The following is a 25,846-nucleotide window of genomic DNA, read 5'->3' as shown; positions in this document are numbered from 1 at the left end:
TAATTCCGACTAAACCACAGATGAGCTTAATATCGAAAACTGATTTAATCAAAGCTTCCGGCTTACATAAAATAGGATTCCTCAAAAATCCTGTTGCGTCTGCTGTCATGAGCATTGCAAAAATAAATGAAGTCAACAGACTTTATGACAAGCTGAAAGACAAAGAAGGTAAAGATTTTTTCGATTCTTTCGTGAGAGAAAGGAATTTAAGCTATGTTGCGTTTGAGGAAGATTTAGCAAAAATACCTAAAACAGGGCCGTTTATATTGGTTTCTAATCATCCTTTGGGTGCTATTGACGGAATTTTGATGTGTAAAATTCTTTCAGAAGTACGTCCGGATTTCAAAGTGATGGGGAATTTTCTTTTAGAAAAAATAAAGCCCATGGAACCGTTTGTGATTGCTGTAAATCCTTTTGAAGGAAGAAAAGAAGTCAGAAACAGTGCAACCGGAATGCGTGAAACTTTAAAACATCTTGAAAACGGTGGCTGTGTAGGAATTTTCCCAGCAGGAGAAGTTTCAAACAAGAACAATCCTTATGGTGAAATTCTGGATAGAGAGTGGGAAAAACCAGCTTTGAAGCTTATAAAAATGGCAAAAGTTCCTGTTGTCCCAATGTATTTTCATGCAAAGAACAGCACTTTATTTTATCAGGTTGCCAAAATCCATCCTAACTTACAGACCATTATGCTTCCTGCGGAAATGATGAATGACCGTGAGAAACCCATCAGAATAAGAATAGGAAAACCTATCACCGTAAAAACGATGGATGAGATGGAAAATATTGATGAATTGGGAGAGTTTCTGAAACGTAAGGTCTATATGATGAAATCTTACTATGAGAAAAGAAAATCTCTGGCTCAGGTCATCAATCTTAAAAATTTATCATTAAAATTCCAGTTGCTTCGAGAAGAAAACATCGTTCAGAATATTATCGATGAAACTCCGAAGGAAGATTTAATAAAAGATATTTCTAAACTTCGTGGAACCGACAAAATGCTTTTCAGCAACGGTAATTACGAAATTTATTTTACAGCATACGAAGAAATTCCGTCAGTGATGAGGGAAATCGGAAGACAAAGAGAGCTGACTTTCCGCGCGGTGGGTGAAGGAAGCAATCTACCGTTTGATCTTGATGAATACGACAAACACTATCATCACCTATTTTTGTGGGATAACGCTGCAGAAAAACTTGCCGGCGCTTATAGAATGGCTTTGGGTAAAGATGTGATGAAAAAATTCGGAATTAAAGGCTTTTACACGAGTTCTTTATTTGAATTTGAACAGGATATTCATCCGTTTTTCAAAAAGGTGATTGAAATGGGGCGTGCTTATATCTGCGAAGAGTATCAGCAAAAACCACTTCCTTTATTCCTTTTATGGCGTGGAATTGTACATGTTTGCTTGAGAAATCCGGATCATAAATTCCTGATGGGAGGCGTGAGTATTTCTAATAAATTCTCAGAGTTTTCAAAATCTTTAATGATTGAGTTTATGCGTTCAAATTACTACGATTCTGCTGTAGCTCAATACATTACACCAAGAAATGATTTCAAAGTAAAACTAAGAGATCGTGATAAACATTTATTCTTAGATGAAATGGAATCTGATTTAAATAAATTAGATAAAATCATCGATGATCTGGAACCAGAACTGAGAATGCCTGTTTTAATTAAAAAATATATCAAACAAAATGCGAAGGTGATTGCATTTAATGTCGACCCCAATTTCAATGATGCGATTGATGGATTGATGTATATCAGAATAAGTGATCTTCCTGAAAGTACAATTAAGCCTGTTTTGGAGGAAATGAGTGAGCAAATAAGAAAAGAGCAAGAAAATAATCCGACTGAAAATCAGTAGGTTTTAATCTGAAGGTAAAAAAGTTTGATTAATATTTGCTTCATATACCAAAACTTCCTACTTTTGCATCACTTTAAAACAACGAAGTAAATCAATGGTTTCTTAGCTCAGTTGGTAGAGCAATGGATTGAAAATCCATGTGTCCCTGGTTCGATTCCTGGAGAAACCACTTAAACCGCCTTTCATTAGGCGGTTTTCTTTTCAAAATTGTTTAAAAGTAATTTGCAGAATTTAATATTTATTATTACTTTTGCACCACTTCAAAACGAAGTACAAACCAAAATGGTTTCTTAGCTCAGTTGGTAGAGCAATGGATTGAAAATCCATGTGTCCCTGGTTCGATTCCTGGAGAAACCACTTAAACCGCCTTTTCTGAGGCGGTTTTTTTGTTTTTAAATAAATTTTAAATTGAAAATATTAATTTTATTAAAACATCATTCTAAATTTCTTCAAAATTGAAACAGTACATTAGCTGTATGAAAATCCTAATCATTGAAGACGAAATAGAACTGGCTGAAAGTATCGCAGAATATCTTTCTGAAGAAAACTATTTGTGTGAATTTGCCAAGACATTTGCTGATGCAAACAATAAAATTGAGCAATTTGAATATGATTGCATTATTTTAGACATTATGCTTCCTGATGGCAATGGGCTGAAAATTTTAGAAAAACTAAAGCTTCAAAACAAGCAGGACGGTGTCATCATCGTTTCTGCCAAAAATGCACTTGAAGACAAGATCCGAGGATTGCAAATGGGGGCTGATGATTACCTTACCAAACCATTTCATCTTTCAGAATTAATGGCGAGAGTTTTCTCAGTGATCCGTAGAAAACAGTTTAATAATTCAAATATTATTGTTCAAAATGAATTGCAATTAGATCTTTTAGCAAAAAGCGTTACCATCAATCAAAAAATAATCAGCTTAACAAAAAAAGAATTTGATTTACTTATTTATTTCATCGGAAATAAAAATAGAGTAATCTCCAAAAGTACTTTGGCAGAGCATCTTTCCGGCGATTTTGCAGATATGCTGGATAATCATGACTTCGTTTACGCACACGTTAAAAACTTAAAAAAGAAATTATATGATGCAGGTTGTGAACATTACTTAAAAACCGTTTACGGAACAGGCTATAAATGGGTTTTTATTTAAACATACCTTTTATTTTCATACTTTTATGTATCATTAAATTTCAAAGATGATTTTATAATAAAACATCATTTACAAATCATAATCCAAGATTCATTGTGAAGCCATTACTTAGCAAAACCACAAAGCCATTCATCATTTATGTACTTGTTATTTTGGCAATAAGTATTCCCGTGTATTATCTGATCATAGATACCATCTGGAAAAATGAATTGGATGAACACAACAAAACCATCGCTGAAAAAACAGCTTATGAATTTAATCATCTGAAACTTTCTAATGAAGAATTGGCTGAAAGCATCAGCCTTTGGAAAAAAATTCAGCCAGAAACAAATATTGAGGAAATCTCTTCTAATAATTTAAAAAAAGACCAATATTTTACGGTAGAAAAAACTGAAATTTTCTCACCAGAACCAGAAATGGAACGTTATAGATGTCTGAAAAAAGTAGTTTACATCAATAACAAACCTTTTTTATTTACTGTACAGACCAACATTGAAGAATCTCGTGAAACGATTGCTGCAATTGCTGCCACCACTACTTTTTTCTTTATTATGATTGTTCTTGGTTTACTTTTTTTCAATCGAAAACTTTCTGTAACGATCTGGAAGCCGTTCAGAAATACATTAAATCAGCTTAAAAAATTTAATCTTAATCATCAAAGTAAAATAGAATTTGAAAAAACCGATGTTACAGAATTCGAAGAACTTCATCTGTCTTTAAGTAAATTGATTGAGCATAATATTTCTGTCTACAAAACTCAAAAAGAATTTACCGAAAATGCCTCGCATGAACTGCAGACACCGCTGGCAATTCTTAAAAACAAATTAGACCTCTTACTTCAAAACAAAGACCTGACTGAAAATCAGTATAAAATTACCGAGGAGATGAACCGAGCTCTGACAAGAAGTTCAAGAATCAATAAAAATCTTCTATTGTTGGCTAAAATAGACAACAGCCAATTTGATGCAACCGAAGAAATTGATCTAGACGCACTTGTAAAACAAAGTCTGGAGTTATTAGAAGAACATTTTCAGCAAAAAAACATTTCTGTAAGCACAAATATTTCATCAGACATCAAATTAGTTGGAAACAGCGGTCTGGCCGAGGTTTTAATTAATAATTTACTCATCAATGCCATTCGGCATACACCTAACAACGGTATAATTTCAGTGAAATTAACCAATTCTTTCTTCGAAGTAACCAATTCCGGAACTGAGAAACTGAATTCTGAATTGTTGTTCAAAAGATTTTCAAGACAGTCTGCCGAAAACAATGGAAGCGGTCTGGGATTAGCAATCATCAAAGAAATTTGCAAATTTCAAAATTGGGAGATTGATTATTCATTTGAAAATAGTTCGCATATTTTTTCTGTAAAACTTTAAAATTCAAAATTTCTTCTAAATTGATTCATTGCTTTGTTTTTTAAAGCAAACATCATGACTTCAAAAATAAATTCAAAGCCTTTCAAAAAAATTTTTAGTGGTAGATTTTCTGCGTTATTCAGTGTTTTAAGTTTATACCTCGTACTATCATTTATTATAAGACTGGGATTGCTTATTTGGTCAATAAAAGATGTCGATTTAAATTTGCTATACATTGTACGAGCATTCATTACAGGATTTTTATATGATCTTTGTGTCGGTTCGCTTTTCTTGTTTTTGTATACCATTTATCTTTTGCTTTTCCCGAAAAAATGGGTAGGATCCTTATTTGATAAAGGTTTTACTTATTTTTATTTAAGTTTAATTTTTATCATCATTTATTTCAGCTTATTAGCAGAAATTCCTTTTTGGGATGAGTTTGAGGTAAGATTTAATTTTATTGCTGTTGATTATTTAATCTACACATATGAAGTTATTGAGAACATTAATCAATCTTATCCTTTGCCGTTAGTTATAGTTTTACTCATTGGGCTTATAGTAATTACATTTTTCATTTTCAGTAGATTAAATGTTTTCAAAAAGACATTTTCAGATAAAATTACTTTTTCAAATCGTCTCTTTTACGCTATTCCTGTTTTGGTTATATCGTTCGTATTAGGATTAATAATGAAAAATAAGCAGGCAGATTTTAGTAATAATTTAATTATTAATGAGTTAGGTAAAAACGGAACTTTTTCTTTTATATCTGCTTACCAATCAAACGAGTTAGATTACGAAACATTTTACCCTAAACTGCCTGAGAAAAAAGCATATTCTATACTGAAAGGCAATCTTCTGCAGGAAAATCAGAAATATACCCGTGTAAATTATGATGATCTTTCAAGATTCACAAAAGGAGAAACCGAGCAGAAACCTAACATTATTGTCATTGCGATTGAAAGTTTCAGTGCTGATTTCCTTACTGAATTTGGGAATAAAGAAAATCTCACACCCAATTATGATCAATTATCAAAAGAAAGTATATTTTTTACCAATCTATATGCAACAGGCACGAGAACGGTAAGAGGCATGGAAGCATTAACACTTTCGGTACCTCCAACTCCCGGAAACAGCATTGTGAGAAGACCAAACAATCAGAATTTATTTTCAGTTTCCACGATTGTAAAAGCAAAAAACTATCAACCCTACTTTATTTACGGTGGTGATGGTTACTTTGATAACATGAATAATTTTTTTGGAGGTCAGGGATTTGATATCGTAGACAGAAACAGAGGAAATCCTCTATCTGATGAAATTAAAACGAATCGATTCCAGATCAAAGATAGTGAAGTCAGTTTTGAAAATGCATGGGGAATCTGTGATGAAGACCTTTATAAACAATCTATAAAATACGCCGATAAAAGTGCCCAAGAAAAAAAACATTTTTTTCAGTTTGTAATGACCACTTCCAATCATAAACCTTACACATTCCCGAACGGAAAAATTAATCTTCCACAAGGCGACAGAAACGGCGCCGTAAAATATACCGATTATGCCTTAGGAAAGTTTATCTCAGATGTAAAAAAGAAACCTTGGTTTAAAAATACTGTATTTTTAATAGTTGCCGATCATTGTGCAAGCAGCGCCGGAAAATGGGAAATTAATATTGCCAAACATCATATTCCAGCAATTATTTACAATCTTCATCAGCAACCCGAAAAAATAAATCGTCTGACTTCACAAATAGACTTAATGCCTACTCTATTCGGATATTTGGGATGGAATTACAACACAAGTTTTTACGGTAAAGATATTAATCAAACCAAAATTGGCGATGAGCGTGCTTTTATAGGAAACTATAGAACTTTAGGATTACTAAGAAATAATTTATTCACCCAAATTGATGACAGAAAACGTGTTAAACAATTTACAGTTTCAGGAACTGATCAAGCATTATCTGAAGTCAATTTTAAGAATGAAGATCTAATTTCTGAGACCATTTCTTATTATCAAACCGCAAGCGAAAGATTTAAGAACGGAAAGATGAAGGCAAAATAGTTTTCTTTCGATCTAAAAATTGATTCTAAATTGAACTGTATTTTTGTGTTGTAAATTTCACATAATAGCACAGAATTCACCGATGAAAAATTATTTCAAAGATAAATAAAAGTCTCAATTTTCAGAGCCAGCTTCAAAATTCTAATGTCGTTTATATCAGTAATCACATAGAAACTGCAATATTGCTTTTTCACTTTTACATATTTTTAACAATTCTTATCAGTCAAAATTAAGTATCTTCGCTTATTAAAATTTTTGATTTGAAAATGAAAAATATTATCTCCGGATTATTTATTTTTATCACCATATTTGGTTTTGCTCAGGACGAAATTCAGTTTCAGGATCTTCCTTTTAAAGATCTTGTAGCAAAAGCTAAGGAGGAAAATAAACTTGTCTTTATCGACGCATATGCTGCTTGGTGTGGCCCTTGTAAGATGATGGAAAAGAATGTTTTCAACAAAAAATCTGTAGGCGATTTTTATAATAAAAACTTCGTCAATGCAAGAATTGACATGGAAAAAGGTGAAGGAAGAGAGGTTGCTCAAAAATTTGGCGTTCGCTCCTATCCTACTTATTTATTTTTAAACGGTGACGGCGAATTGGTTTCACAAAACTATGGGTACATGGAAGAAGGCATTTTCTTAGCAATGGCTCAGGATATCAATTCTCCAAACAATAAAAAAGGTTCGCTGAAAGAACGTTTTGCAAAAGGTGAAAAAGACAAAGATTTTCTCATCAACATTATGAAGTTGAATTCGAGTGCTGACTACGAATTTGCAAAACAAGCTTCTGAAAGATACTTCTCCAACAGAAAAAAAACAGACGAGTTTACCAAAGACGATGTTGGTCTTCTTTTATATTTCTTAAAATCAACAGAAGATCTCAACTACAAAACATTTGTTTCTCAAAAAGCAGACATCATCAAATTTTTACCTGAAGAAAACTATAAAGAATTTAATAATCAATTGGTTTTAGCCAAAGTAGTACAAGAATCGATTGACGAAAAAGCAAAGAAAATCAATGACGATTATTTTTTAAAAACTGCTGAACCCTTAGTTGGGAAAGAGGCAGCAATTTTAAAATTAAATCAAACAAAATTAGCATATTATGAACAAAATGCCAATTTCTTGGAATACGAAAAAGCAGCGTTAGAATATTATAAAAACGCAGATTCTTTTGAACCAAACGAACTTTTAAAGGCAGCCTGGATTTTCTCAGACAATATCAAAACACAATCTTCGTTAAAGAAAGCAGCAGAATGGGCTGAGAAATCGGTCATGCGTGGTGAAACTCCAGAAAACACTTATATTTTAGCAAAAATATATTACAATTTAGGAAGTAAAGACTTAGCAAAAAACTTCGCTGAATTATCAAAAAACATGGCTTTACAATCTGGAAAAGATGCCAATTTAGCGACAGAATTATTAAGTAAAATCAAATAAAAAGACGATTTGAAATACAAAATTTTTATAGCTGCCTTAGCATTAGTCTCAGCAAACCGAATGACTGCTCAGGAGCAAATCTCAGAGAACGAAAATAGTTTACGTTTAAAAGGAAATGCTTTGTTTATCCCGATTGGGGTCATCAACGCCGGTCTTGAATATCAGCTCAACTCAAAGTATACTTTACAAGGTGATGTTCTTATCTCTCCCTGGAAATCATTTGCAGGGCATGAATTACAATACTATTCAGCTTCTGTAGAGGGAAGGTATTATTTTAAAGAAGCGTTTAATGGCTGGTATGTAGGAGCAAATGTTGCTGCATCGTCTTTTGTTTTACAAAAATGGAATTATTGGGGTGAAGGTGATTACATAAATGATAATAATGAAGTTTTTACAAAATCAAATTTATATCAAAAAGGATATTCTGTTTTATTTGGAATTACAGCTGGTTACCAATTCAGGTTATCAGACAGATTAAACATGGATATTTATGGAACTGTTGGGACTTCTCAGGATTTCTACAAAGGATATGATCGCGAAACAGGAAGACGATATGATGTTGCGGAAGGATATAACCATAGTGGTGAAATCATCCCTTACAGAGGAGGTGTAATGATATCTTATAAATTAAAGTAGTATGAAATTATTCGGAAGAAACCACATCATCATATCGGTAATTACTTTTGCAATCCTATTTTTGATGAATTATTTGGGAAATCAGGAAGCAGATAAATTGCAGCGTGCGCTCATGACAGCTTTTGCAGGAGTTATTGGACTCTCAATAGGACTTTTTATTTTAAATAAAGGAAAAGATGATAAAAACCCACCACAGAATTTTGATTAAGAAAAACATAAAAAAATGTCAACTGTAAGTTTAGCAGTTGACATTTTTTTTATTCTTCATAAATCAGATATTTACTTCTGATTTTTGAGAATTTTTCAAGATCAGCTTTCCATGAAGCTTTGATTTCAGATTCAGATTTTCCGGCAACGATTTGTTTTCTTAAATCATCACTGCCTGCCAATGTATCGAAGAAAAGATTCTTCAAAAAGAAATCTTGTTGAGGATTTTTATAATTTTGATATGCTTTGAGCAGCCATTCTAAATTCAGACTTCTCAAATCCTGAGAATAATTTGAAAGATTTTCTCCGTAACACAATTTCCCATTTAAAAATGGATCTTTCGCTCCGAAGTTTGGTTTTGGAGTGAATTGATAAGGCAAATTTTTCGTCCATGGTGAACCATAGATTTGAAACGGACTATCTGTTCCTCTTCCTACAGAAACCTGCGTTCCTTCAAAAAAGCATAAACTCGGATAGAGATTAATCGATTTATCATTAGGCAAATTGGGAGATGGCTTATCTAAAATGGCATAACGCTGTTTTTTATGATACTTCTGCATCGGAATCAAAGTGTATTTTGCTTGCACTCCATTCTTCAGCCATTTTTCTCCGTTAACCATTTTTCCGTATTCACCGATCGTTAAGCCGTAAACAACAGGAACTTCATGCATTCCGACAAAGCTTTCCCATTTCTTTTTTAAAACCGGTCCGTCAATATATCCATCGTGTGGGTTTGGTCTGTCTAAAACCAGAATTTCGACATTATTTTCAGCTCCTGCTTCCATTAAATAAGTTAAAGTAGAAATATAGGTGTAAAATCTCACTCCAACATCCTGAATATCAAATAAAACAATATCTAAACCTTTTAGTTGCTCTGGTTTTGGTTTTTTATTAGCTCCGTAAAGAGATATAATAGGAATTCCCGTTTTAACATCTACCCCATTTTTCACTTTTTCCCCTGCATCTGCATCACCTCTGAAACCGTGTTCAGGAGCAAAAATTGTTTTAATTTTAATTCCGTTTTTAACCAGATAATCTACAACATGAGTTTTGTCTTTCATCAAACCGGTTTGGTTGGTCACAATTCCGATGGTTTTATCTTTCAATAAGGGCAAATAAAGTTCTGGTCGGTCTGCACCGGTTTTAAAACATTCCTGATCTTGAGACTGAGAATAATATGGGTTGATTACTCCTAAAAAAATTAGGCAAATAAGAACTAAAGTTTTAATTTTGAAATCTAAATTCATAAGCTTGAAATTTCCTTTATATTTCTCTAGAAAAATAGCGTTTTCCAAAGATAACAAAAATAACCTATCACGGGTGATCATCTTCATCGGCAGACTTTCTGTTGCTTTGGGAATCATTGTTTCTTTGATTACCGTTTCCACAGGTTTTGGTTCAAAAAAAGCCATTAAAGAGAGATTGGCAGATTTCAGCGGACATATTACTGTAAAATCGACCCGTTCCAACTCATCTTACAATACTTCAATTCTTGACAAACAAGGTTTAAATATTGCCAAACTGAAAGAAATCCCGGATGTTGAAAGCGTGCAAAAATACGCTATGGTAACAGGAATTATGCGTAACGAGCATAGTTTTGCAGGAATTATCTTTAAAGGTGTAGGAAAAGATTTTGACAGCTTAAGATTTAAAAAATTCCTGATTGCAGGTAAAACTCCAAAGATTACAGAAGAAGGCTACAACAACGGTGTTACTATTTCGGAAAAGATAGCCAATGATCTGCATCTGAAACTCAACGACAACATTGTAACGGTCTTTGCAAAGGAAGATCAAAAGCAAATCTACAGAAAGTTTCAGGTAGTTGGAATCTACAAAACCGACATCAAAATGATTGACGATCAGTTTGTGATTGGTGATGTGAATCATGTGAGAAAAATTCAGGATATGACGCCCGAAGATATTGGTGGAATTGATATTTTCTTTAAAAATGTAAATGACATCGACAAAGATTCTATCGAGATTGATAAAGTAATTGGCTATAAAAACTATGCAGAAAAGGCAACTGATAAATTTCCTCAGATCAATGATTGGATAGGTCTTTTTGATACCAACATCGGGATAATCATCACCATTATGCTAACGGTTGTGATTATTAATATCATTATGGTTCTGCTTATTTTGATTATTGAAAGAACGAATTCTATTGGTTTACTTAAAACTTTAGGAGCTACGAATGGTCAGATAAGAGCTACTTTTATCAATTACACACTCATTATTATGGTTCCCGGTTTACTTTTCGGAAACGCCATTGGTCTTGGACTTCTATTAATTCAAAAGTTTTTTGGAATTATTAAATTAGATCCGAAAGACTATTATGTCAGTGTTGTTCCTGTAGATTTAAATCCTCTTATTATACTTTCAATCTCTGCCGGTATATTATTTATTTCCGGATTGGCTTTAATTATCCCAAGCTATCTGATCAGTAAAATTTCTCCGGTGAAGTCTATTAAGTATAGCTAAAAGATGAATTTTAAATGTGAATTGTGAATTTTACAAGCAGAATGTAACTCTGACATCTATTTTGGTTGAATAGTTTTTAATCAATTTGTAAATTGCTTCACCTCTTGTATCATTACAAATATTTGTAACACAGAATTCCCCTCCGCTGGAGGGGTGGCGAAAATTCTAAAGGAATTTTTGACGGGGTGGTCTAAAACATGAGTACACAAAGGTCAGTCAGTAGCTACTTAGACCAGATTTAACTCCTGAAGACTCACTACCATAGCCCTGATTGCAGCGACATCCTTTTGTGAAGCAAAGCGGAACAAAAGATACAGCACTTCGACTTCGCTCAGTGTAAACTACTAGCAGGAATTAGCTCCTAAAAACTAATTCAACCCTTGTAATTCATTTAATAACATCTCTTCTCTTAACTCATTTGAAAGCCGTATATTTGCCCCGCAGAAAAAAAACAAGTATGAAATACGCAGAAAATATTCTCGAAACCATAGGAAACACACCTCTTGTGAAAATTAATAAAGTGTTGGGAGAAGATTTCCCGGCATTGGTATTGGCAAAAGTAGAAACCTTCAACCCAGGAAATTCGGTTAAAGACAGAATGGCTCTGAAAATGATTGAAGATGCCGAAAAAGACGGAAGATTAAAACCAGGAGGAACAATTATCGAAGGTACTTCAGGAAATACAGGAATGGGATTGGCTCTTGCAGCGATCATCAAAGGCTACAAATGTATTTTTGTGACCAACGCAAAACAATCTAAAGAAAAATGCGACATTCTTCGTGCTGTTGGAGCTGAAGTTATCGTTTGCCCGACTGATGTAAAACCTACAGATCCGCGTTCTTATTACTCAGTTTCTAAGAGACTGGCTAAAGAAACAGAAAACGGATGGTACGTAAATCAATATGATAATTTATCAAACAGAGCAGCTCATTACGAGTCTACTGCACCAGAAATTTGGGAACAGACTGACGGAAAACTGACTCATTTTTTAGTGGGAGCCGGAACAGGTGGAACAATTACAGGTTGTGGAATGTTCTTTAAAGAAAAAAATAAAGACATTAAAATACTTGGAGTTGATACTTACGGTTCAATCTTGAAGGAAATTCACGAAACGGGTGAAATTAAATTAGAAAACGCCTATACCTACATCACAGAAGGTATTGGTGAAGATATTCTTCCTGAAAATTACGATATGTCGGTGATCGATCATTTCGAGAAAGTGACCGATAAAGACGGAGCCATCTACGCAAGAAAATTGGCAAAAGAAGAAGGAATTTTCTGTGGATATTCGGCGGGAAGCGCAATGGCAGCTTTGGTTCAGATGAAAGATCAGTTTACGAAAGACGATGTGATTGTTGTGTTACTTCATGATCACGGTTCAAGATACGTTGGGAAAATCTACAACGACGAGTGGATGAAAGAAATGGGTTGGTTAGATTAATCAGCTTTTCATTATAAATTTAAACTCAGAGTTTCAGCTCTGAGTTTTTTTATTCTAAAACATTTTTCTGCACGGCCTCTTTCAACAATCCAAAATCTGCATCCGACATTGATTTTTTCGGAAACATATAATTGAATTTCCCTTCCAAGCCTATAAATTTATCGCTGATTTCGGCAGCTGTAAATTCTGTCCAAAGGCTGGTCTCTTTATTGTCATTGAGGTTTACTTTAAAAACTTTAGCATTAAACTGAATCTGATAAATCTCAGTGTTTTCAAGTGTTTTCAGGTATTTCACGACTTCTTTTTTCCACTTTGTAACCTTGTTGATGGCTAAAGATAAATAGACCGCACAAAGCAGAAAAAGAAAACTTACAAAGTATAAAATCCCGAATTTTTCTTTGCTTAAATCATCTCTAAAGTAAAACAATATCAACAAAATCACTGCAACTACGATGGTAGTGATGAGTTTTCCTTTTACCGTAGGCGACAAAAACAAACTTCCTTGATTTCCGTTGAGATAAATATCTTCAAAATCTTTTTTATTGATTTTTAAGTTGATGATTTTGTCGTCGTTGATTCTAGCCATATAATGCGTGTTTTAGTCTACAAAACTAAATTAAATATCTTCATATCTCTCACTAATTGCTGAAAGTTTATTCATCAATTCGCGATTTTTTCTCTTTAAATCTTCCATTTTACTGAGCATATCATGAATTACCTCCAAACCGGGCAGGTTAATTTCAAGGTCATAATGCCAATTGGTAAACTTTTCAAAAACATGAAGATCTTCATAAATCAGATACCGAATGTTATCTTCAGTTTCTACTCTCAACAAGCCATAATCAACCAATTCATCAAAAAAATTAATTTCAACATTGTATATTTTTACGAGTTCTTCCCGTGATATTCTTTCGCTCATGATTTAAGAATTTTTAAGTTGTTCAAAAAGTTCTTTCTGTTTTTCCGTAAGATTTGTCGGTAATTTCACATCATAGGTCACAAACAAATCACCAAATTCACCGTCCTTTTTATAGACCGGAAAACCTTTGCCTTTCAATCTCACCGTTGTTCCGCTTTGGGTTTCCGGTTTTACTTTGAGATTTACGCTTCCTTCTAAAGTTTCCACTTTAACGTCTCCACCCAGAACTGCGGTGTACAAATCGATCGTCACTTTAGATTTTAAATCATCTCCTACCCTTTCGAAATTAGGATCAGCAGCGATGTTAAATGTAATATATAAATCTCCTGTCGGCCCGCCATTAAAGCCTGGGTTTCCGTGACCTTTTAGTTTGATTTTTTGTCCATCAGAAACTCCCGCAGGAATTGTAATTCTTACCTTTTTCCCATTAATATCGAAAGTCTGCTGATGAGTCTTTGCAGCATCTTTTAAGTTTAAATTCAGTTCTGCCTGCACATCCTGACCTTTGAATTTTCCTGACGCACTTCCGCGTGAATTTCTGCCGAATCCGCCACCTTCACCGCCAAACATACTCTGGAAAAAATCTGAAAAATCTTCACCCTCGCCAAAATCAGCACCTGAAAAACCACCACGGTTTCCGCTTTGGTTCTGATATTGTCTTTGTTGCTGTGCCTGTTCGTACTGTTCGCTATGCTTCCAATTCTCACCGTACTTATCATATTTCGCACGATTTTCGGGATTGCTTAGGACTTCATTAGCTTCATTCAGCTCTTTGAATTTTCGCTCAGCTTCTTTGTCGTTGGGGTTAAGGTCTGGATGCAGTTTTCTTGCCTGCTTGCGGTACGCTTTTTTGATATCGTCCTGCGTTGCGCTTTTGTCTACGCCTAAAATTTTATAATAATCTATATAAGCCATAGAAACGAATGTTTACTCAAATTTAGAACAATTAAGGCAAACAAACATCTTAGAAATTGTTAAAAATAAATCTATCTTTACTAAAAATCATGGCATGAAAGAGGTTCTCAAAAATTACTCAGGAATTCTGTTTTTACTTCTCGGGATCACCATTGGAAGTATTATTGGTATTGTTGCCCCACAAATCGTTGAGTACATAAAACCTCTGGGAGATATTTTTCTGAATCTTCTTTTCGTAAGTGTGGTGCCGTTGGTATTTTTTGCAGTGGCCAATTCTATTGCTTCGCTGGAACAGGAATCTAAGTTTGGCAAAATCATTATGGTCATGTCATTTACTTTTCTTTTTTTCAATTTAACGGCTGCTTTGTTTACAATCGGAGCGGTATATTTATTTCCGGTCTCATCTATTTCGGGAAGCTCAGAAATCATTGCTGAAGCGACCAAAGAAGAAAACTGGGGCGACAAAATTGTCAGTTTCTTTACGGTAGGAGAATTTACGGAACTCTTTTCACGCAAAAATATGCTTGCATTATTGATTTTTGCATTCATGACAGGATTTGCCACAAGAAAATCGGGAGAAAATGGAAAACCTTTCAGAGTTTTTATTGCTTCGGGATATGAAGTAATGAAGGAATTGCTTCTAATGATTATGAAAATTGCACCGATCGGTCTGGGAGCATACTTTGCATATCAGGTAGCGACCTTAGGGCCTCAGCTTTTCGGATTTTATGCTAAGCCTTTAGGACTGTATTACATCGCAGGAATTATCTACTTCTTTGTATTTTTCACTCTCTACGCATTCATGGCAAACGGACAGACCGGAATCAAAAGTTTCTGGAAAAACGCTATTCTTCCGACATTAACAGCATTGAGTACCTGCAGCAGTTTTGCAACAATGCCTACTAATTTATTAGCAGCATCGAAGATTGGAATTCCTAGTTCGATTGCAAATCTTGTGATTCCGATTGGAACGACGCTTCATAAAAACGGTTCGTCGATGTCTTCTATTATTAAAATTTACGTAGCGTTTCAGATTATTGGCAGAGATTTTTTTGAACCTTCCAATCTTCTCTTAGCTCTAGGAATCACAGTTTTCGTCAGCATCGTTGCAGGTGGAATTCCGAATGGTGGTTATATCGGCGAAATGCTAATGATTTCTGTATATCAGCTGCCACAGGAAGCGATTCCTGCTGTGATTATTATTGGGACTTTGGTTGATCCTTTGGCGACGGTTTTAAATGCTGTGGGTGATATTGTGGCGGCAATGTTTGTGAATCGGTTTGTGAAAGTTTGATGATTATTTTATTATGGATTCATTTTTTAAAAACATAGGACTGTATGATCATTTGAATTTCAATATTGAGATGGATAAATCTGAATTTGTTGAAAGTTTAAAAAAAATCACCTACGAAACAAATACAAGTTTCATATCTTTAATTCCTGATCACGGAATTCCCACAAGATTTGAATACCGAGGATTAATCAATCCGGACAACTTCATTATAAAAAGAAGAAAACATTTATTTGACATTAATATTTATCGTTCTATTATAAAAGGAAATATTGTAGAAGAAAAGAATAAAACAGTCATTAAAATAGAATTCACTCCCTTCATTTATCCTTTTATAGCTTCTATCATAGGAATTCTTCTTTTCCTTTTTATCGCATCACAAGAAATTCAAAACAACGAAAATTATTTCTTAATTGTCATTCCAATATTGATAACAATCATTCAGTATTTTATTTTAAAAAGAAATATTAAGAGAGATAAATATGACTTTGAAAGAGAATTGAATTTTATTGCTTCAAAAAACAATCAGTTTAAAAGCTGCAAGTGAAATCATTCACTTCGTTTTATAGGTTCCAAGTTTTGCAATTCTTCTGGTGTAAATAATCTGTAGTGTACTTTAAATGTTTTCCCCAATGGTGTTTCCAACGAAAATCCACCTGGTCCGAAGCCTTCCAGAACATCTAAGGTGAAATGTGAATATTGCCAATATTCAAATAAATCTCGGTCTATCCAGAATTCATGTTCGTTGATGGTTCCGATCATGGCATCATTCATTCTCGGAAAGTAGCCGCCTTTTTCGAAACATTGGGGTTGTGTACCTTCACAGCATCCTCCCGCCTGGTAAAACATGAGTTCGCCATGCTTTTTTTCGAGTTCCCAAATAAGCTCGAGGGCTTTTTCTGTAACTGAGAGTCTTGATATTTTCTTTGTTTCCATAATGATTTTTTTATTGTTCTTTTGCCTTGAAGCAAAAGAACCAAAAGTTCAAGACTGGAAATTCCGGCTAAAAATTAAAATTTAATCCTAAAATCCCCAAAACTCGCACGATTTGGTAATTTTTTCTTTTATTTAATATTTTTAACGTGCTCAAACAGTGGGAATTTTTTAACGGATTAATTTTTAATTTTCTTAACGCCTCCATTTCCTAAGTCATTTTTAATGTCTTTGAAACAACATTTGGTTTCTAATACTTCGAGAAATTTAATATATTCTATTTTATAAAGTTAAAAAAGTCTGACAAAACAAGCATTGCCAGACTTTACATAAACCAAATATAGAGATGTGTTTTTCACACAACTTTTGCGTGAGGGATAGGAAGGGCGGCGAGGAACTCGCCGGTGCGAAGCACCGAAACGAAGTGCAGCCCTGGATAGCCCGACCGTTTTTCCCCGTGACAAACGGGGAAAACGGGCACGCCCTAAATATTTAAATTAAAAGAAACCTAATTTGTTTTTGCTGTACGAAATCAACATATTTTTGGTCTGACGGTAATGATCCAACATCATTTTGTGGTTTTCTCTACCGATCCCCGACTGCTTGTATCCACCAAACGGTGCTCCTGCAGGATATGAGTGATACTGGTTCACCCAAACTCTACCCGCCTGAATCTGACGTGGCACGTTATACAATTGATGCGCATCTCTCGTCCAAACTCCCGCTCCAAGTCCGTAAATAGTATCGTTGGCAATCTTGATTCCTTCTTCTTCGTCTTTGAACGTGGTAAACGCTAAAACAGGTCCGAAAATCTCTTCCTGGAATATTCTCATTCTGTTGTTTCCTTTGAAAATCGTCGGCTGGATGTAATATCCTTCTTCAAGATTTTCTCCTACATGATTCACATCACCACCTACTAAAACTTCGGCACCTTCTTCTTTCCCTAATTTGATGTAAGAAAGAATCTTGTCTTTCTGAATTTTTGAAGCCTGCGCTCCCATCATCACGGTTTTATCTAAAGGATTTCCTACTTTAATTGCTTTTACTCGTTCGATTACTTTGGCAATGAATGCATCGGCAATATCTTCTTGAACCAATAATCTTGACGGACAAGTACAGATTTCACCCTGATTTAAAGCAAATAAAACTGCTCCTTCAATAGCTTTATCTAAAAATTCATCATCAGCATCCATCACTGAACTGAAGAAAACGTTTGGAGATTTCCCACCCAATTCTAAAGTTACCGGAATGATATTTTCTGTTGCGTACTGCATCACCAAACGACCTGTCGCCGTAGAACCTGTGAACGCAGCTTTGTTTATTTTTGGATTCGTTACCAAAGCCCTTCCCAATTCAGCTCCGAAACCATTCACGATATTCACAACTCCTGCCGGAAGTAAGTCTTTAATTAAATCGACCAATATAAGAATTGAAATTGGCGTGCTTTCTGCCGGTTTTAAGACCACACAGTTTCCTGCTGCCAATGCCGGAGCCAATTTCCAAACAGCCATTAAGATTGGGAAATTCCATGGAATGATTTGTGCGATGACACCAAGCGGTTCGTGAACGATTAATGAAACCGTGTCTTTATCCAATTCATTATGCGAACCTTCCTCCGCTCTGATAACCGAAGCAAAGTACCTGAAATGATCGACTGCCAAAGGTAAATCTGCTGCCAAAGTTTCTCTCACCGCTTTACCATTATCGATGGTTTCTACGATGGCAAGATATTCTAAATTCTGCTCGATTCTGTCGGCTATTTTATTTAAAATGACACTCCTTTCTGTAGATGAAGTGTCTTTCCAGGTTTGAAATGCTTTATCGGCTGCATTTACAGCCAATTCTAAATCTTCTTTTGAAGAATGTGCCGCTTGTGTGAAAACTTTTCCGTCAACGGGAGAAATCACATCGAAATATTTACCATTTACGGGTGCTGTAAATTCACCGTTGATAAAGTTATCATATTGTTTTTTGAATTCAGGCCACTGTAATACCGTGTCTGATTTTTGTTCTGTTGCTGTGCTCATATTCGTATTGTTTTGATTTTATCTTCAACCAAATTACACCGACTTCAACCAAACCAATAGCAAAATCCTACAAAAAAACTTCACAATAGTGTAGAAGGCAGACTTTATCATTTCATTAACATGTTTTTAATCATATAATTTCTATATTTGATAGAAGTCGCCACTTAAATAAATTTAGAAATGAACAATCATAAGTTTTTATTGAATACTCCTGAATTAAAGAAGGAAAATCAGCTTTTAAACTTAGTTGAAAATCAGACTAAATTTAATCTTAACAATTGTGAATTCAGCATTTATGAAACTCACAAGGCTGCTTTTGATGTAAAACTGCATTTTGATACGATTGCTTTCACGGCAATGCTTCAAGGAAGAAAATACATGAAATTGGAGAACAAAACCAATTATTTCGATTATTTCCCCGGAGAAAGTGTTTTAGTTGCGCCCGGCGAAACGATGGTAATAGATTTCCCAGATGCTGATGAAACGCCATCACAATGTATTTCTTTGAGTTTAAATCCCGAGTTTATCGAAAACTCTCTGAATTATCTGAACTATAATTTCGCCAAAGTAGATGAAACCTCATCATGGAATCTACAGCTTGACGAATATTTTCTATTTAACAATAAATCACTGGCTTCAGCCACCAATAACATTATGAGAATCGCCATGGATGACAATTCTCAAAAAGACATCATGGCTGATTTCGCTTTAAAAGAACTCTTAATTAGACTCATGCAAACACAGGCAAGAAGTATGGTAGAGAAAAATTTGGCTAAAAATAAATCAAGAATCGGTTTTGTGGTAGATTATATCAAAAACAATATTCATCAGAAACTTTCTATCGACAGTATTGCGAAATTGGCGTATGTAAGCAAGTCTAATTTCTTTAAAATGTTTAAAGATGAGCTGGGAACTTCCCCAAATGATTTTATCCTTCAAGAGCGAATTAACAAAGCAAAAGAGCTTTTAGCTTTAAATAACAGCATCAAAGAAACTGCTTTTCAGACAGGTTTTTCTGATACTAATTACTTTACCAGAGTTTTTAAGCAGTTGGTTGGAGTGACGCCGAAGAGCTATCAGAATGGAGTTGTTAGTTATTAGTTGTTTAAATTTAATAAAATTAAAAAGCACCTCAATAGAGATGCTTTCTTGATGATTTATCCTTTATAACCATAATATCTCGCTCCCAATAAAGCTGGATTTTCCAATTCTACGGATTGCAGACCAAATCCGTTATAATCAGGATTTACAGAATGTTCAAGCTGTTTTCTGTGGAGCTTTTCATACGTATCAAAGTCAATGGCTAAACGTTCATTCAAATTTTCAAATAAATTCCATTTTTCAACGACACTTTTCCAGTTTTCAGAAACTTTTCCGGCAAAAACTTTTGATTTTGATCCGCTTCCATAGCCTAAAAACCCTATCTCCTTTCCAGCTAATTCTTCATTTTCATTAAAAGAAGTCTGTAAACCTGAAAGTAAAGCCATAAAAATCGAGGCGGTGTACATATTTCCTATTTCTGAAGATGCGCGCTGCGTTTTTTCGATTTTTTCATTAATGAATTTCAAATACTCTTCAGATTTTGCAACCACTTTCTGTTCGTCAGGATTTGAATAGGAAAGTCCATTTTCTAAGCTGTAAATTTCAGTAAAAACTCTTTTCCCATGGAATGCGTATGGAAGATGGAAAATCAAATATTTCCAGATTTCATAAGGCTTTTCTTTTCCTGAAACTACTTTATAATGTTCATACGCTTCTCTGATTCTATCCTGATAACACTGATTGGAATACTGTCCGTCAAAAACCGGCTCATCTGTAAAAATCTCAATTTTATCGGGAAAGCTTTTAGGAGCATTCGTTAAATCTTCTTTTTTGAAATGCCGTCTTGGTTTGAAAAAATCAAAAACACTTTCTGTAGCGACTCCCCAATTGTTTTCTATTTCAATTAAATCTGGTTTAGCAGAGATTAATAAAGAAACGGCACCTCCCCCCTGCGTATATTCACCGGAAGAAGCCAATTCGTATTTTGCATAATCACTTGCGATAACTATTGCTTTTTTATCAGGATTTACTCTTACAAAATCTAATGAGTTGTGAAGTGCATCTACGGCACCGATACAGGCAAAAGTCATATCTACCACGTCACAGTTTCTGAAACATCTCTCTCCAAACTCAGATTCCAAAACTTTTTCTACCATTTGCATTGCGTAGGAAGCGGTAGGTTTTGCGGCATCGATTGCGCTTTCTGTTCCTAAATAAATTCTTGAAATTTCTTTTGGATTGATTTCGTAGTCTCTGATTAATTTAAGTAAAGCTTCTGCGGCAAAGGTGGCTGCATCTTCATGGACATCAGGAAAACCCATTTTATGTAATCCTAAACCTTTCTCCAGTTTTGCAGGTTCAATTCCTCTTTTTTCTGCTAAGTCTTTAATTTCCAAATATAAAGATGACACATAGTAACTCGCTGCCTCAATTCCAAAACCCATAATCGTTTAATTTTAATACGAATTTATAAAAGATAGTGCAAAAAAAGCTTCATTATCGTATAAATTTTTGAGGAAATTATTAATTTAATTACTTATTGTTTTTGTGAAAATTATTTTAACGCAAAGCTCGCTAAGCTTTTTTTACCACTAACTGTTTTTAAGTTCACAAAACGAAGTTTCGCCGATTCAAATAATCAATTTATAAATTGAGGCAAAGGCGTCCCACTTAGCAAAGAACACAAGGTCTTTCAATTCTTAAAATCAGGAATTATAAACAAGTTTTAAATAAAAAAGCACCTCCAATAAGGAGATGCTTAGAAAAATATATATTGATTTACTATTTGAAATTTTCAATTGCTTTATTAATAGCGTCAATCTGTGGATTGATGCTTGAAGCTTTTTGAGGATTTTGTTTCAGAAGTTCCATTTTCTTCGTCAAACCATCTTTTAACATTTGAGAAATCATCATTTTTACCTGAGGATTTTCTCCCATTTGTCCTTTTGCCTGACCTAAAATTTTGGTAATGCTTTCTGTAGCTTTTAAATTATCGGAAGTCATGATCCAGTTGTATCCTTCTTCCGCAGATTTCCCCAATTCAGGATTCTGGAATTTAATGAAAGGATAAAAAGCAACCAGTGAAGCAATATTCGACATTTGAGAAGTCACTTTATTTTTAACAATAACCGGAAGCATTTTACTTAATAAATCTTCTGAAGCTCCGTTCAAATCGATTTTATCAGCCAAAGTATTTGCCTTGGAAGGATCAACATCTAAAGCTGCTGCAACAGAATTTCCTTTTACAGAATTTGAAACGGCATTGACCCCTTTCTCGAAAATCGGAAGGTATTTTTTATCTTTTGTCTTTGCCAAAGCTGCAATCGCCGCACCCTGCACCAAAGTTTTAGGATCATTTGATGCTAATTTCTCAACATCTGCTCCCAAAGCTTTTAGCTGTTCAGCATTTGATAAATCCATTAACTCCAAAGCTTTTTGTCTTACTCTGAAATAAGGATCTTTCAACGCCGCAGACAATAATTTTGTAACTGCAGGGCTTTTTCCTACCTGATCTTTGATAGCCGTTAAAGCATTGTATCTGCTTTTAAATTCTTTCGAACCTATAAACTGCATCAGATTCTGCTCGGGTGTTTTAGTTTCAGTAACGTCTGCAACCAATATTCCGTCTGCATTAATGTTGACCAAATCAGGATTTTTTGAGACATCAAAGCTGAATGTATTTTTTGCAGCTGCAGTGACCCAAACCTGCTGTCTTTTTGGTTTTCCGTTATCGTACACATCAATCGTTAAAGGAAATTCGAACGGCAATTCCTGAGACTGATTGACAACTACAGTCACTTGTTTTTTTACCGGCTCAAAAGTGTAAGAGTAATTCAATTTTGGATGCCCGCTTCCAAAATACCATTGATTGAAGAACCAGTTTAAATCTTTACCCGAAACTTTTTCGAAAGATAATCTCAGTTGGTGAGCTTCGGCATTCTTGTATTCATAGGTTTTTAGGTAATCATTCATTCCGGCAAAAAAAGCTTCATCTCCTAAATAATTTCTCAGCATGTGAAGAATTCCGCCACCTTTCTGATACGTTACCAAATCGAAAACGTCTTCTCGAGAAGCATAATCAAATCTCACCAAATCTTTTTTGAAATCTGAAGGATTGTGAATGTAATGATTCACATCTTCCATCTGATGGTAATCTGCCTGATCTTTTCCGTATTTATACTCGTTCCAAAGATATTCTGAGTAGTTGGCAAAAGATTCGTTAACCGTCAAATTACTCCAGCTCTCAGCAGTTACCAAATCTCCGAACCAATGGTGAAACAATTCGTGAGCGATGGTATCTTCCCATTTATTTTCATCAATTAACTGTCCCGGTTTTTGTAAAATATCACTTCCGTGAAGTGTTGCAGTTGTATTTTCCATGGCGCCGCTCACGTAATCTCTACCTGAAATCTGCGCATATTTTGACCAAGGATAATCATACCCTAATTTTTTAGAGAAAAACTCAATCATTTCAGGAGTATTTCCGTAAATCTGTTTTGCGTAAGGTTCGTATTCTTTCTCGATGTAATAATCAACAGCAATATTCTTCCATTTATCTTTTACAACGGCATATTCACCAACTCCCATGAAGAAAAGGTACGTTGAGTGTCTTTTATCCATCACCCAATGATCAGTTCTTAAACCATTTGATTCTTTCTGAGAATCTTTAAGAAGACCATTTGACAACGTTACATATTTATCAGGAACCGTCATGTAGATTTCCTGAGTTGTTTTTTGAATTGATTTATCGATCGTCGGAAACCAAGCTGAAGAAGATTCAGTTTCTCCTTGCGTCCAGATTTGGGTTGGTTTATCAGGATCCTGACCTTGAGCGTTGATAAAATAAAGACCTTTTGCATCGCTGATTGCCATGCTTCCTTCTTGCTTCACTTCATTCGGACGAGCTGTGTATTTGATGTAAACCGTATAATCCTGATTTTTCTGATAGGTTTTGTCTAAAATAATCTTTAAAACATCATTTTTATAATCAAATTTCAAAGGAGATTTCTTGCCATTGTTATCCAAAGCAACTTCATGAATCAACATTCCTTTTGCATCCAGAATCAACTCGTTGGTCGCATAAAAGTAAGGAGAAGCTGTCAGCCACTCTTCCCCATTCATCTGCTCTTTCTGATAATCGAAGTTGACTTTAAGCTTGGTATGCTTAAGTTCCGTTACTTTCGCAGATGTTGCTCTGTAGACTTTTTCTCTGCCTGAAGTTTCGGTTTGTGCAGATACATTTCCGGAAAACAAAGCTCCCAATATTGCAATAGATAAAATGATTTTCTTCATTTCTTTCCTTTTATTTTTTTGTATTATTTTTTGTAATGATTTCGAAAATATCGTTGACTAACGTTTCGTAATCTCCTTTTTTAAGCTGTTCTTTAGTCTTGGCAAAAGCTTTTTTCAGTTCGCTTTCAGGATTATCTTCATTAATGATCTCAATTGAAGCTACTCCTTTTATCTGCAGCAGAATTTGTTTTAAATTCTCGGCATCAACATTTTGCTCTAAGGTCAATTTAATTGATTTCATAGTAAATAAGTAGTATTTTATGATGAATAGTTACAAAAAAAGTGAAGTTTTTTGGCTTCACTTTTTTATATTTTCTTTATTTTAAAAATAGCTTATGGATGTTTTCAGGATTACCTTTTGAAGGAAGAAATAATAAAATTTCTACACAATTTTTTTTCACTTCAAAATATACCTTAACTTGCTTCTTTCCCAATAATGCAAATCTTAATTGACTATCTGAATCTATCGTCTGATATGAAATTAATTAATCATTAAATGACTCAATCACTTTTTCTAAGTCTTTATTAAATAATTTAATTTCCTTTTGAGTCCAACGTTCATTCAAAAAACCTATGATTTATTTAAGGCTTTCAATCGCAGTATTTGAAAATATAACTTTCATTACTTTTTAAAAATGAAACCTATCAATTCTTCCGAATATTCTTTACATTCTCCATTTTTGATTTCATTACGACTTTTTTCAATCAATTTTCTAAATTCATCAGAATTTTCAATCTCTTTCCAAGAATCAATTTTGTCATTCTCAGAAACCTCAAAACTCGTAATACCTTTTATTTGTGATAATAGTTTTTTGATAAAAGGAACGTCTGCGTATTCGTCTAAACTGATTTTAATTTCCATAATTCCTGATTTTAAATCAAAGTTAATGAAATTATTAATAAAATATTAAATCGCTACCGGCGCTTTGATTCCTGGATGTGGATCGTAGTTTTCTAAGGTAAAATCTTCAAAATTAAAATCGAAAATATCTTTAATCTCAGGATTTAGTTTCATGGTAGGAAGCGCTTTCGGATCTCTTGAAAGCTGTCTTTCGACCTGCTCAAAATGATTATTGTAAATGTGAACATCTCCAAAACTATGAACATAATCTCCCACTTCAAGGTCACAAACCTGAGCAACCATCATCAATAAAAGCGCATAACTTGCAATATTAAAAGGAACTCCTAAAAACACGTCAGCACTTCTCTGGTACAATTGTAAAGACAATTTTCCGTCAGCTACATAAAACTGAAAGAGTGCGTGGCACGGTGCCAAAGCCATGTTTGGAATCTCTGCAACGTTCCAAGCAGAAACGATTAATCTTCTGGAATCCGGATTTTTTTTAATCTGGTCAATCACTTCCGAAATCTGATCAACCACTTTATTATCCGCTCCGTTCCAGCTTCTCCATTGAGCACCATAAACAGGACCTAAATCTCCATTTTCATCTGCCCATTCGTCCCAAATGCTTACACCATTGTCATTCAGATATTTTACGTTGGTATCACCTTTTAAAAACCAAAGCAATTCGTAAATAATTGATTTCAAATGCACCTTTTTGGTTGTTACCATCGGAAAACCTTTAGACAAATCATATCTCAACTGATACCCAAAAACACTTCTTGTTCCCGTTCCGGTACGGTCGGTTTTGTCGGTTCCGTTTTCTTTGATATGTTTTAGAAGGTCTAAATAATTTTGCATTTTAAGAGAATTTTCAAGTTCCAAATTTAAAGATTCTAATCCAAAAAAGTATTAAAAAAAGCATCCATTTTCATGAATGCTTC

At 34.4% G+C, this 25,846-nt stretch carries 23 protein-coding genes and 2 tRNA genes; 14 read left to right on the top strand and 11 right to left on the bottom strand.

Features of this window, described 5'->3' with window-relative positions:
• Positions 1-20 precede the first annotated feature (20 nt).
• The 9 genes from MQX03_RS07200 to MQX03_RS07160 all read left to right on the top strand — a co-directional run bounded on the left by MQX03_RS07200 (position 21) and on the right by MQX03_RS07160 (position 8,721).
• Positions 21-1,862: a lysophospholipid acyltransferase family protein gene (locus MQX03_RS07200; RefSeq protein ID WP_242802303.1), complete on the top strand. Its 1,842-nt coding sequence runs from the start codon at positions 21-23 to the stop codon at positions 1,860-1,862.
• 96 nt (positions 1,863-1,958) lie between these two features.
• Positions 1,959-2,031, top strand: a tRNA-Phe gene (locus MQX03_RS07195).
• A gap of 115 nt (positions 2,032-2,146) precedes the next feature.
• Positions 2,147-2,219: transfer RNA gene (locus MQX03_RS07190), tRNA-Phe, on the top strand.
• A gap of 119 nt (positions 2,220-2,338) precedes the next feature.
• The gene (locus tag MQX03_RS07185) at positions 2,339-3,016 is read left to right on the top strand and encodes a response regulator transcription factor (RefSeq protein WP_242802302.1); all 678 of its coding nucleotides are present in this window, start codon (positions 2,339-2,341) and stop codon (positions 3,014-3,016) included.
• A 95-nt stretch (positions 3,017-3,111) separates the two neighbouring features.
• Positions 3,112-4,398 (top strand): sensor histidine kinase, encoded by a 1,287-nt coding sequence (locus tag MQX03_RS20520; RefSeq protein ID WP_242802301.1) that lies wholly within the window; start codon positions 3,112-3,114, stop codon positions 4,396-4,398.
• 54 nt (positions 4,399-4,452) lie between these two features.
• A complete protein-coding gene (locus MQX03_RS07175) occupies positions 4,453-6,435 on the top strand; it encodes an LTA synthase family protein (protein ID WP_242802300.1) in 1,983 nt (660 codons plus the stop codon).
• Between the two features lie 266 nt (positions 6,436-6,701).
• A complete protein-coding gene (locus tag MQX03_RS07170) occupies positions 6,702-7,877 on the top strand; it encodes a thioredoxin family protein (protein WP_129534545.1) in 1,176 nt (391 codons plus the stop codon).
• Positions 7,878-7,886: 9 nt separating this feature from the next.
• The gene (locus MQX03_RS07165; RefSeq protein WP_242802299.1) at positions 7,887-8,513 is read left to right on the top strand and encodes a DUF3575 domain-containing protein; all 627 of its coding nucleotides are present in this window, start codon (positions 7,887-7,889) and stop codon (positions 8,511-8,513) included.
• A gap of 1 nt (position 8,514) precedes the next feature.
• Positions 8,515-8,721, top strand: a complete 207-nt coding sequence (locus tag MQX03_RS07160; RefSeq protein WP_229985573.1) for a hypothetical protein — start codon at positions 8,515-8,517, stop codon at positions 8,719-8,721.
• 49 nt (positions 8,722-8,770) lie between these two features.
• Here the strand turns inward: MQX03_RS07160 and MQX03_RS07155 are convergent, their stop codons facing one another.
• Positions 8,771-9,967 carry an exo-beta-N-acetylmuramidase NamZ family protein gene (locus tag MQX03_RS07155; protein ID WP_242802298.1) on the bottom strand — a complete coding sequence of 399 codons (1,197 nt, stop codon included), beginning with the start codon at positions 9,965-9,967 and terminating at the stop codon, positions 8,771-8,773.
• Between the two features lie 4 nt (positions 9,968-9,971).
• Here MQX03_RS07155 and MQX03_RS07150 point away from each other — a divergent pair, with 4 nt between their 5' ends.
• Together MQX03_RS07150 and MQX03_RS07145 are read left to right on the top strand one after the other, a co-directional pair.
• Positions 9,972-11,201, top strand: coding sequence for an ABC transporter permease (locus MQX03_RS07150; protein ID WP_242802297.1), 1,230 nt, complete (start codon positions 9,972-9,974; stop codon positions 11,199-11,201).
• A 457-nt stretch (positions 11,202-11,658) separates the two neighbouring features.
• Positions 11,659-12,642, top strand: a complete 984-nt coding sequence (locus MQX03_RS07145; protein WP_129534550.1) for a PLP-dependent cysteine synthase family protein — start codon at positions 11,659-11,661, stop codon at positions 12,640-12,642.
• A 49-nt stretch (positions 12,643-12,691) separates the two neighbouring features.
• Here MQX03_RS07145 and MQX03_RS07140 read toward each other — a convergent pair whose 3' ends face one another.
• Genes MQX03_RS07140 through MQX03_RS07130 form a run of 3 tightly spaced genes read right to left on the bottom strand, consistent with a single transcriptional unit; the run spans position 12,692 to position 14,476 of the window.
• Complete coding sequence (locus tag MQX03_RS07140) at positions 12,692-13,228, bottom strand: hypothetical protein (protein WP_242802296.1); 537 nt, start codon at positions 13,226-13,228, stop codon at positions 12,692-12,694.
• A 30-nt stretch (positions 13,229-13,258) separates the two neighbouring features.
• Entirely contained in the window at positions 13,259-13,561 is a 303-nt protein-coding gene (locus tag MQX03_RS07135; RefSeq protein WP_242802295.1) for a chaperone modulator CbpM, read from the bottom strand.
• 3 nt (positions 13,562-13,564) lie between these two features.
• Positions 13,565-14,476 (bottom strand): DnaJ C-terminal domain-containing protein, encoded by a 912-nt coding sequence (locus tag MQX03_RS07130; RefSeq protein WP_242802294.1) that lies wholly within the window; start codon positions 14,474-14,476, stop codon positions 13,565-13,567.
• Between the two features lie 94 nt (positions 14,477-14,570).
• On the opposite strand from MQX03_RS07130, the gene MQX03_RS07125 reads away from it, so the two are divergent.
• Together MQX03_RS07125 and MQX03_RS07120 are read left to right on the top strand one after the other, a co-directional pair.
• Positions 14,571-15,770 carry a dicarboxylate/amino acid:cation symporter gene (locus MQX03_RS07125; protein ID WP_242802293.1) on the top strand — a complete coding sequence of 400 codons (1,200 nt, stop codon included), beginning with the start codon at positions 14,571-14,573 and terminating at the stop codon, positions 15,768-15,770.
• A 13-nt stretch (positions 15,771-15,783) separates the two neighbouring features.
• Positions 15,784-16,314, top strand: a complete 531-nt coding sequence (locus MQX03_RS07120; protein ID WP_242802292.1) for a hypothetical protein — start codon at positions 15,784-15,786, stop codon at positions 16,312-16,314.
• A gap of 2 nt (positions 16,315-16,316) precedes the next feature.
• Here the strand turns inward: MQX03_RS07120 and MQX03_RS07115 are convergent, their stop codons facing one another.
• Together MQX03_RS07115 and MQX03_RS07110 are read right to left on the bottom strand one after the other, a co-directional pair.
• Positions 16,317-16,703 carry a DUF779 domain-containing protein gene (locus MQX03_RS07115; RefSeq protein WP_129534555.1) on the bottom strand — a complete coding sequence of 129 codons (387 nt, stop codon included), beginning with the start codon at positions 16,701-16,703 and terminating at the stop codon, positions 16,317-16,319.
• 494 nt (positions 16,704-17,197) lie between these two features.
• On the bottom strand, positions 17,198-18,727 hold the full coding sequence (locus tag MQX03_RS07110; protein WP_242802291.1) for an aldehyde dehydrogenase family protein: 1,530 nt from the start codon (positions 18,725-18,727) through the stop codon (positions 17,198-17,200).
• Positions 18,728-18,907: 180 nt separating this feature from the next.
• Between MQX03_RS07110 and MQX03_RS07105 the strand changes: the two genes are divergently transcribed.
• Positions 18,908-19,828 carry a helix-turn-helix domain-containing protein gene (locus tag MQX03_RS07105; RefSeq protein ID WP_242802290.1) on the top strand — a complete coding sequence of 307 codons (921 nt, stop codon included), beginning with the start codon at positions 18,908-18,910 and terminating at the stop codon, positions 19,826-19,828.
• Positions 19,829-19,884: 56 nt separating this feature from the next.
• On the opposite strand, the gene MQX03_RS07100 is transcribed toward MQX03_RS07105, so the two are convergent.
• The 5 genes from MQX03_RS07100 to MQX03_RS07080 all read right to left on the bottom strand — a co-directional run bounded on the left by MQX03_RS07100 (position 19,885) and on the right by MQX03_RS07080 (position 25,763).
• Positions 19,885-21,213 carry a hydroxymethylglutaryl-CoA synthase family protein gene (locus MQX03_RS07100; RefSeq protein ID WP_242802289.1) on the bottom strand — a complete coding sequence of 443 codons (1,329 nt, stop codon included), beginning with the start codon at positions 21,211-21,213 and terminating at the stop codon, positions 19,885-19,887.
• 337 nt (positions 21,214-21,550) lie between these two features.
• Positions 21,551-24,061, bottom strand: a complete 2,511-nt coding sequence (locus MQX03_RS07095) for a M1 family metallopeptidase (protein ID WP_242802288.1) — start codon at positions 24,059-24,061, stop codon at positions 21,551-21,553.
• Between the two features lie 10 nt (positions 24,062-24,071).
• A complete protein-coding gene (locus tag MQX03_RS07090; RefSeq protein ID WP_242802287.1) occupies positions 24,072-24,302 on the bottom strand; it encodes a hypothetical protein in 231 nt (76 codons plus the stop codon).
• Between the two features lie 381 nt (positions 24,303-24,683).
• A complete protein-coding gene (locus MQX03_RS07085; protein WP_242802286.1) occupies positions 24,684-24,923 on the bottom strand; it encodes a hypothetical protein in 240 nt (79 codons plus the stop codon).
• Positions 24,924-24,968: 45 nt separating this feature from the next.
• Positions 24,969-25,763, bottom strand: a complete 795-nt coding sequence (locus MQX03_RS07080; RefSeq protein ID WP_129534562.1) for a thymidylate synthase — start codon at positions 25,761-25,763, stop codon at positions 24,969-24,971.
• Positions 25,764-25,846: the final 83 nt, after the last annotated feature.

It is taken from the genome of Chryseobacterium aahli (assembly GCF_022699665.1).
Classification (GTDB): Bacteria; Bacteroidota; Bacteroidia; order Flavobacteriales; family Weeksellaceae; genus Chryseobacterium; species Chryseobacterium aahli.
The sequence above is the reverse complement of the archived record's forward strand: the minus strand, read 5'-3'. Positions and strand labels throughout refer to the sequence as shown.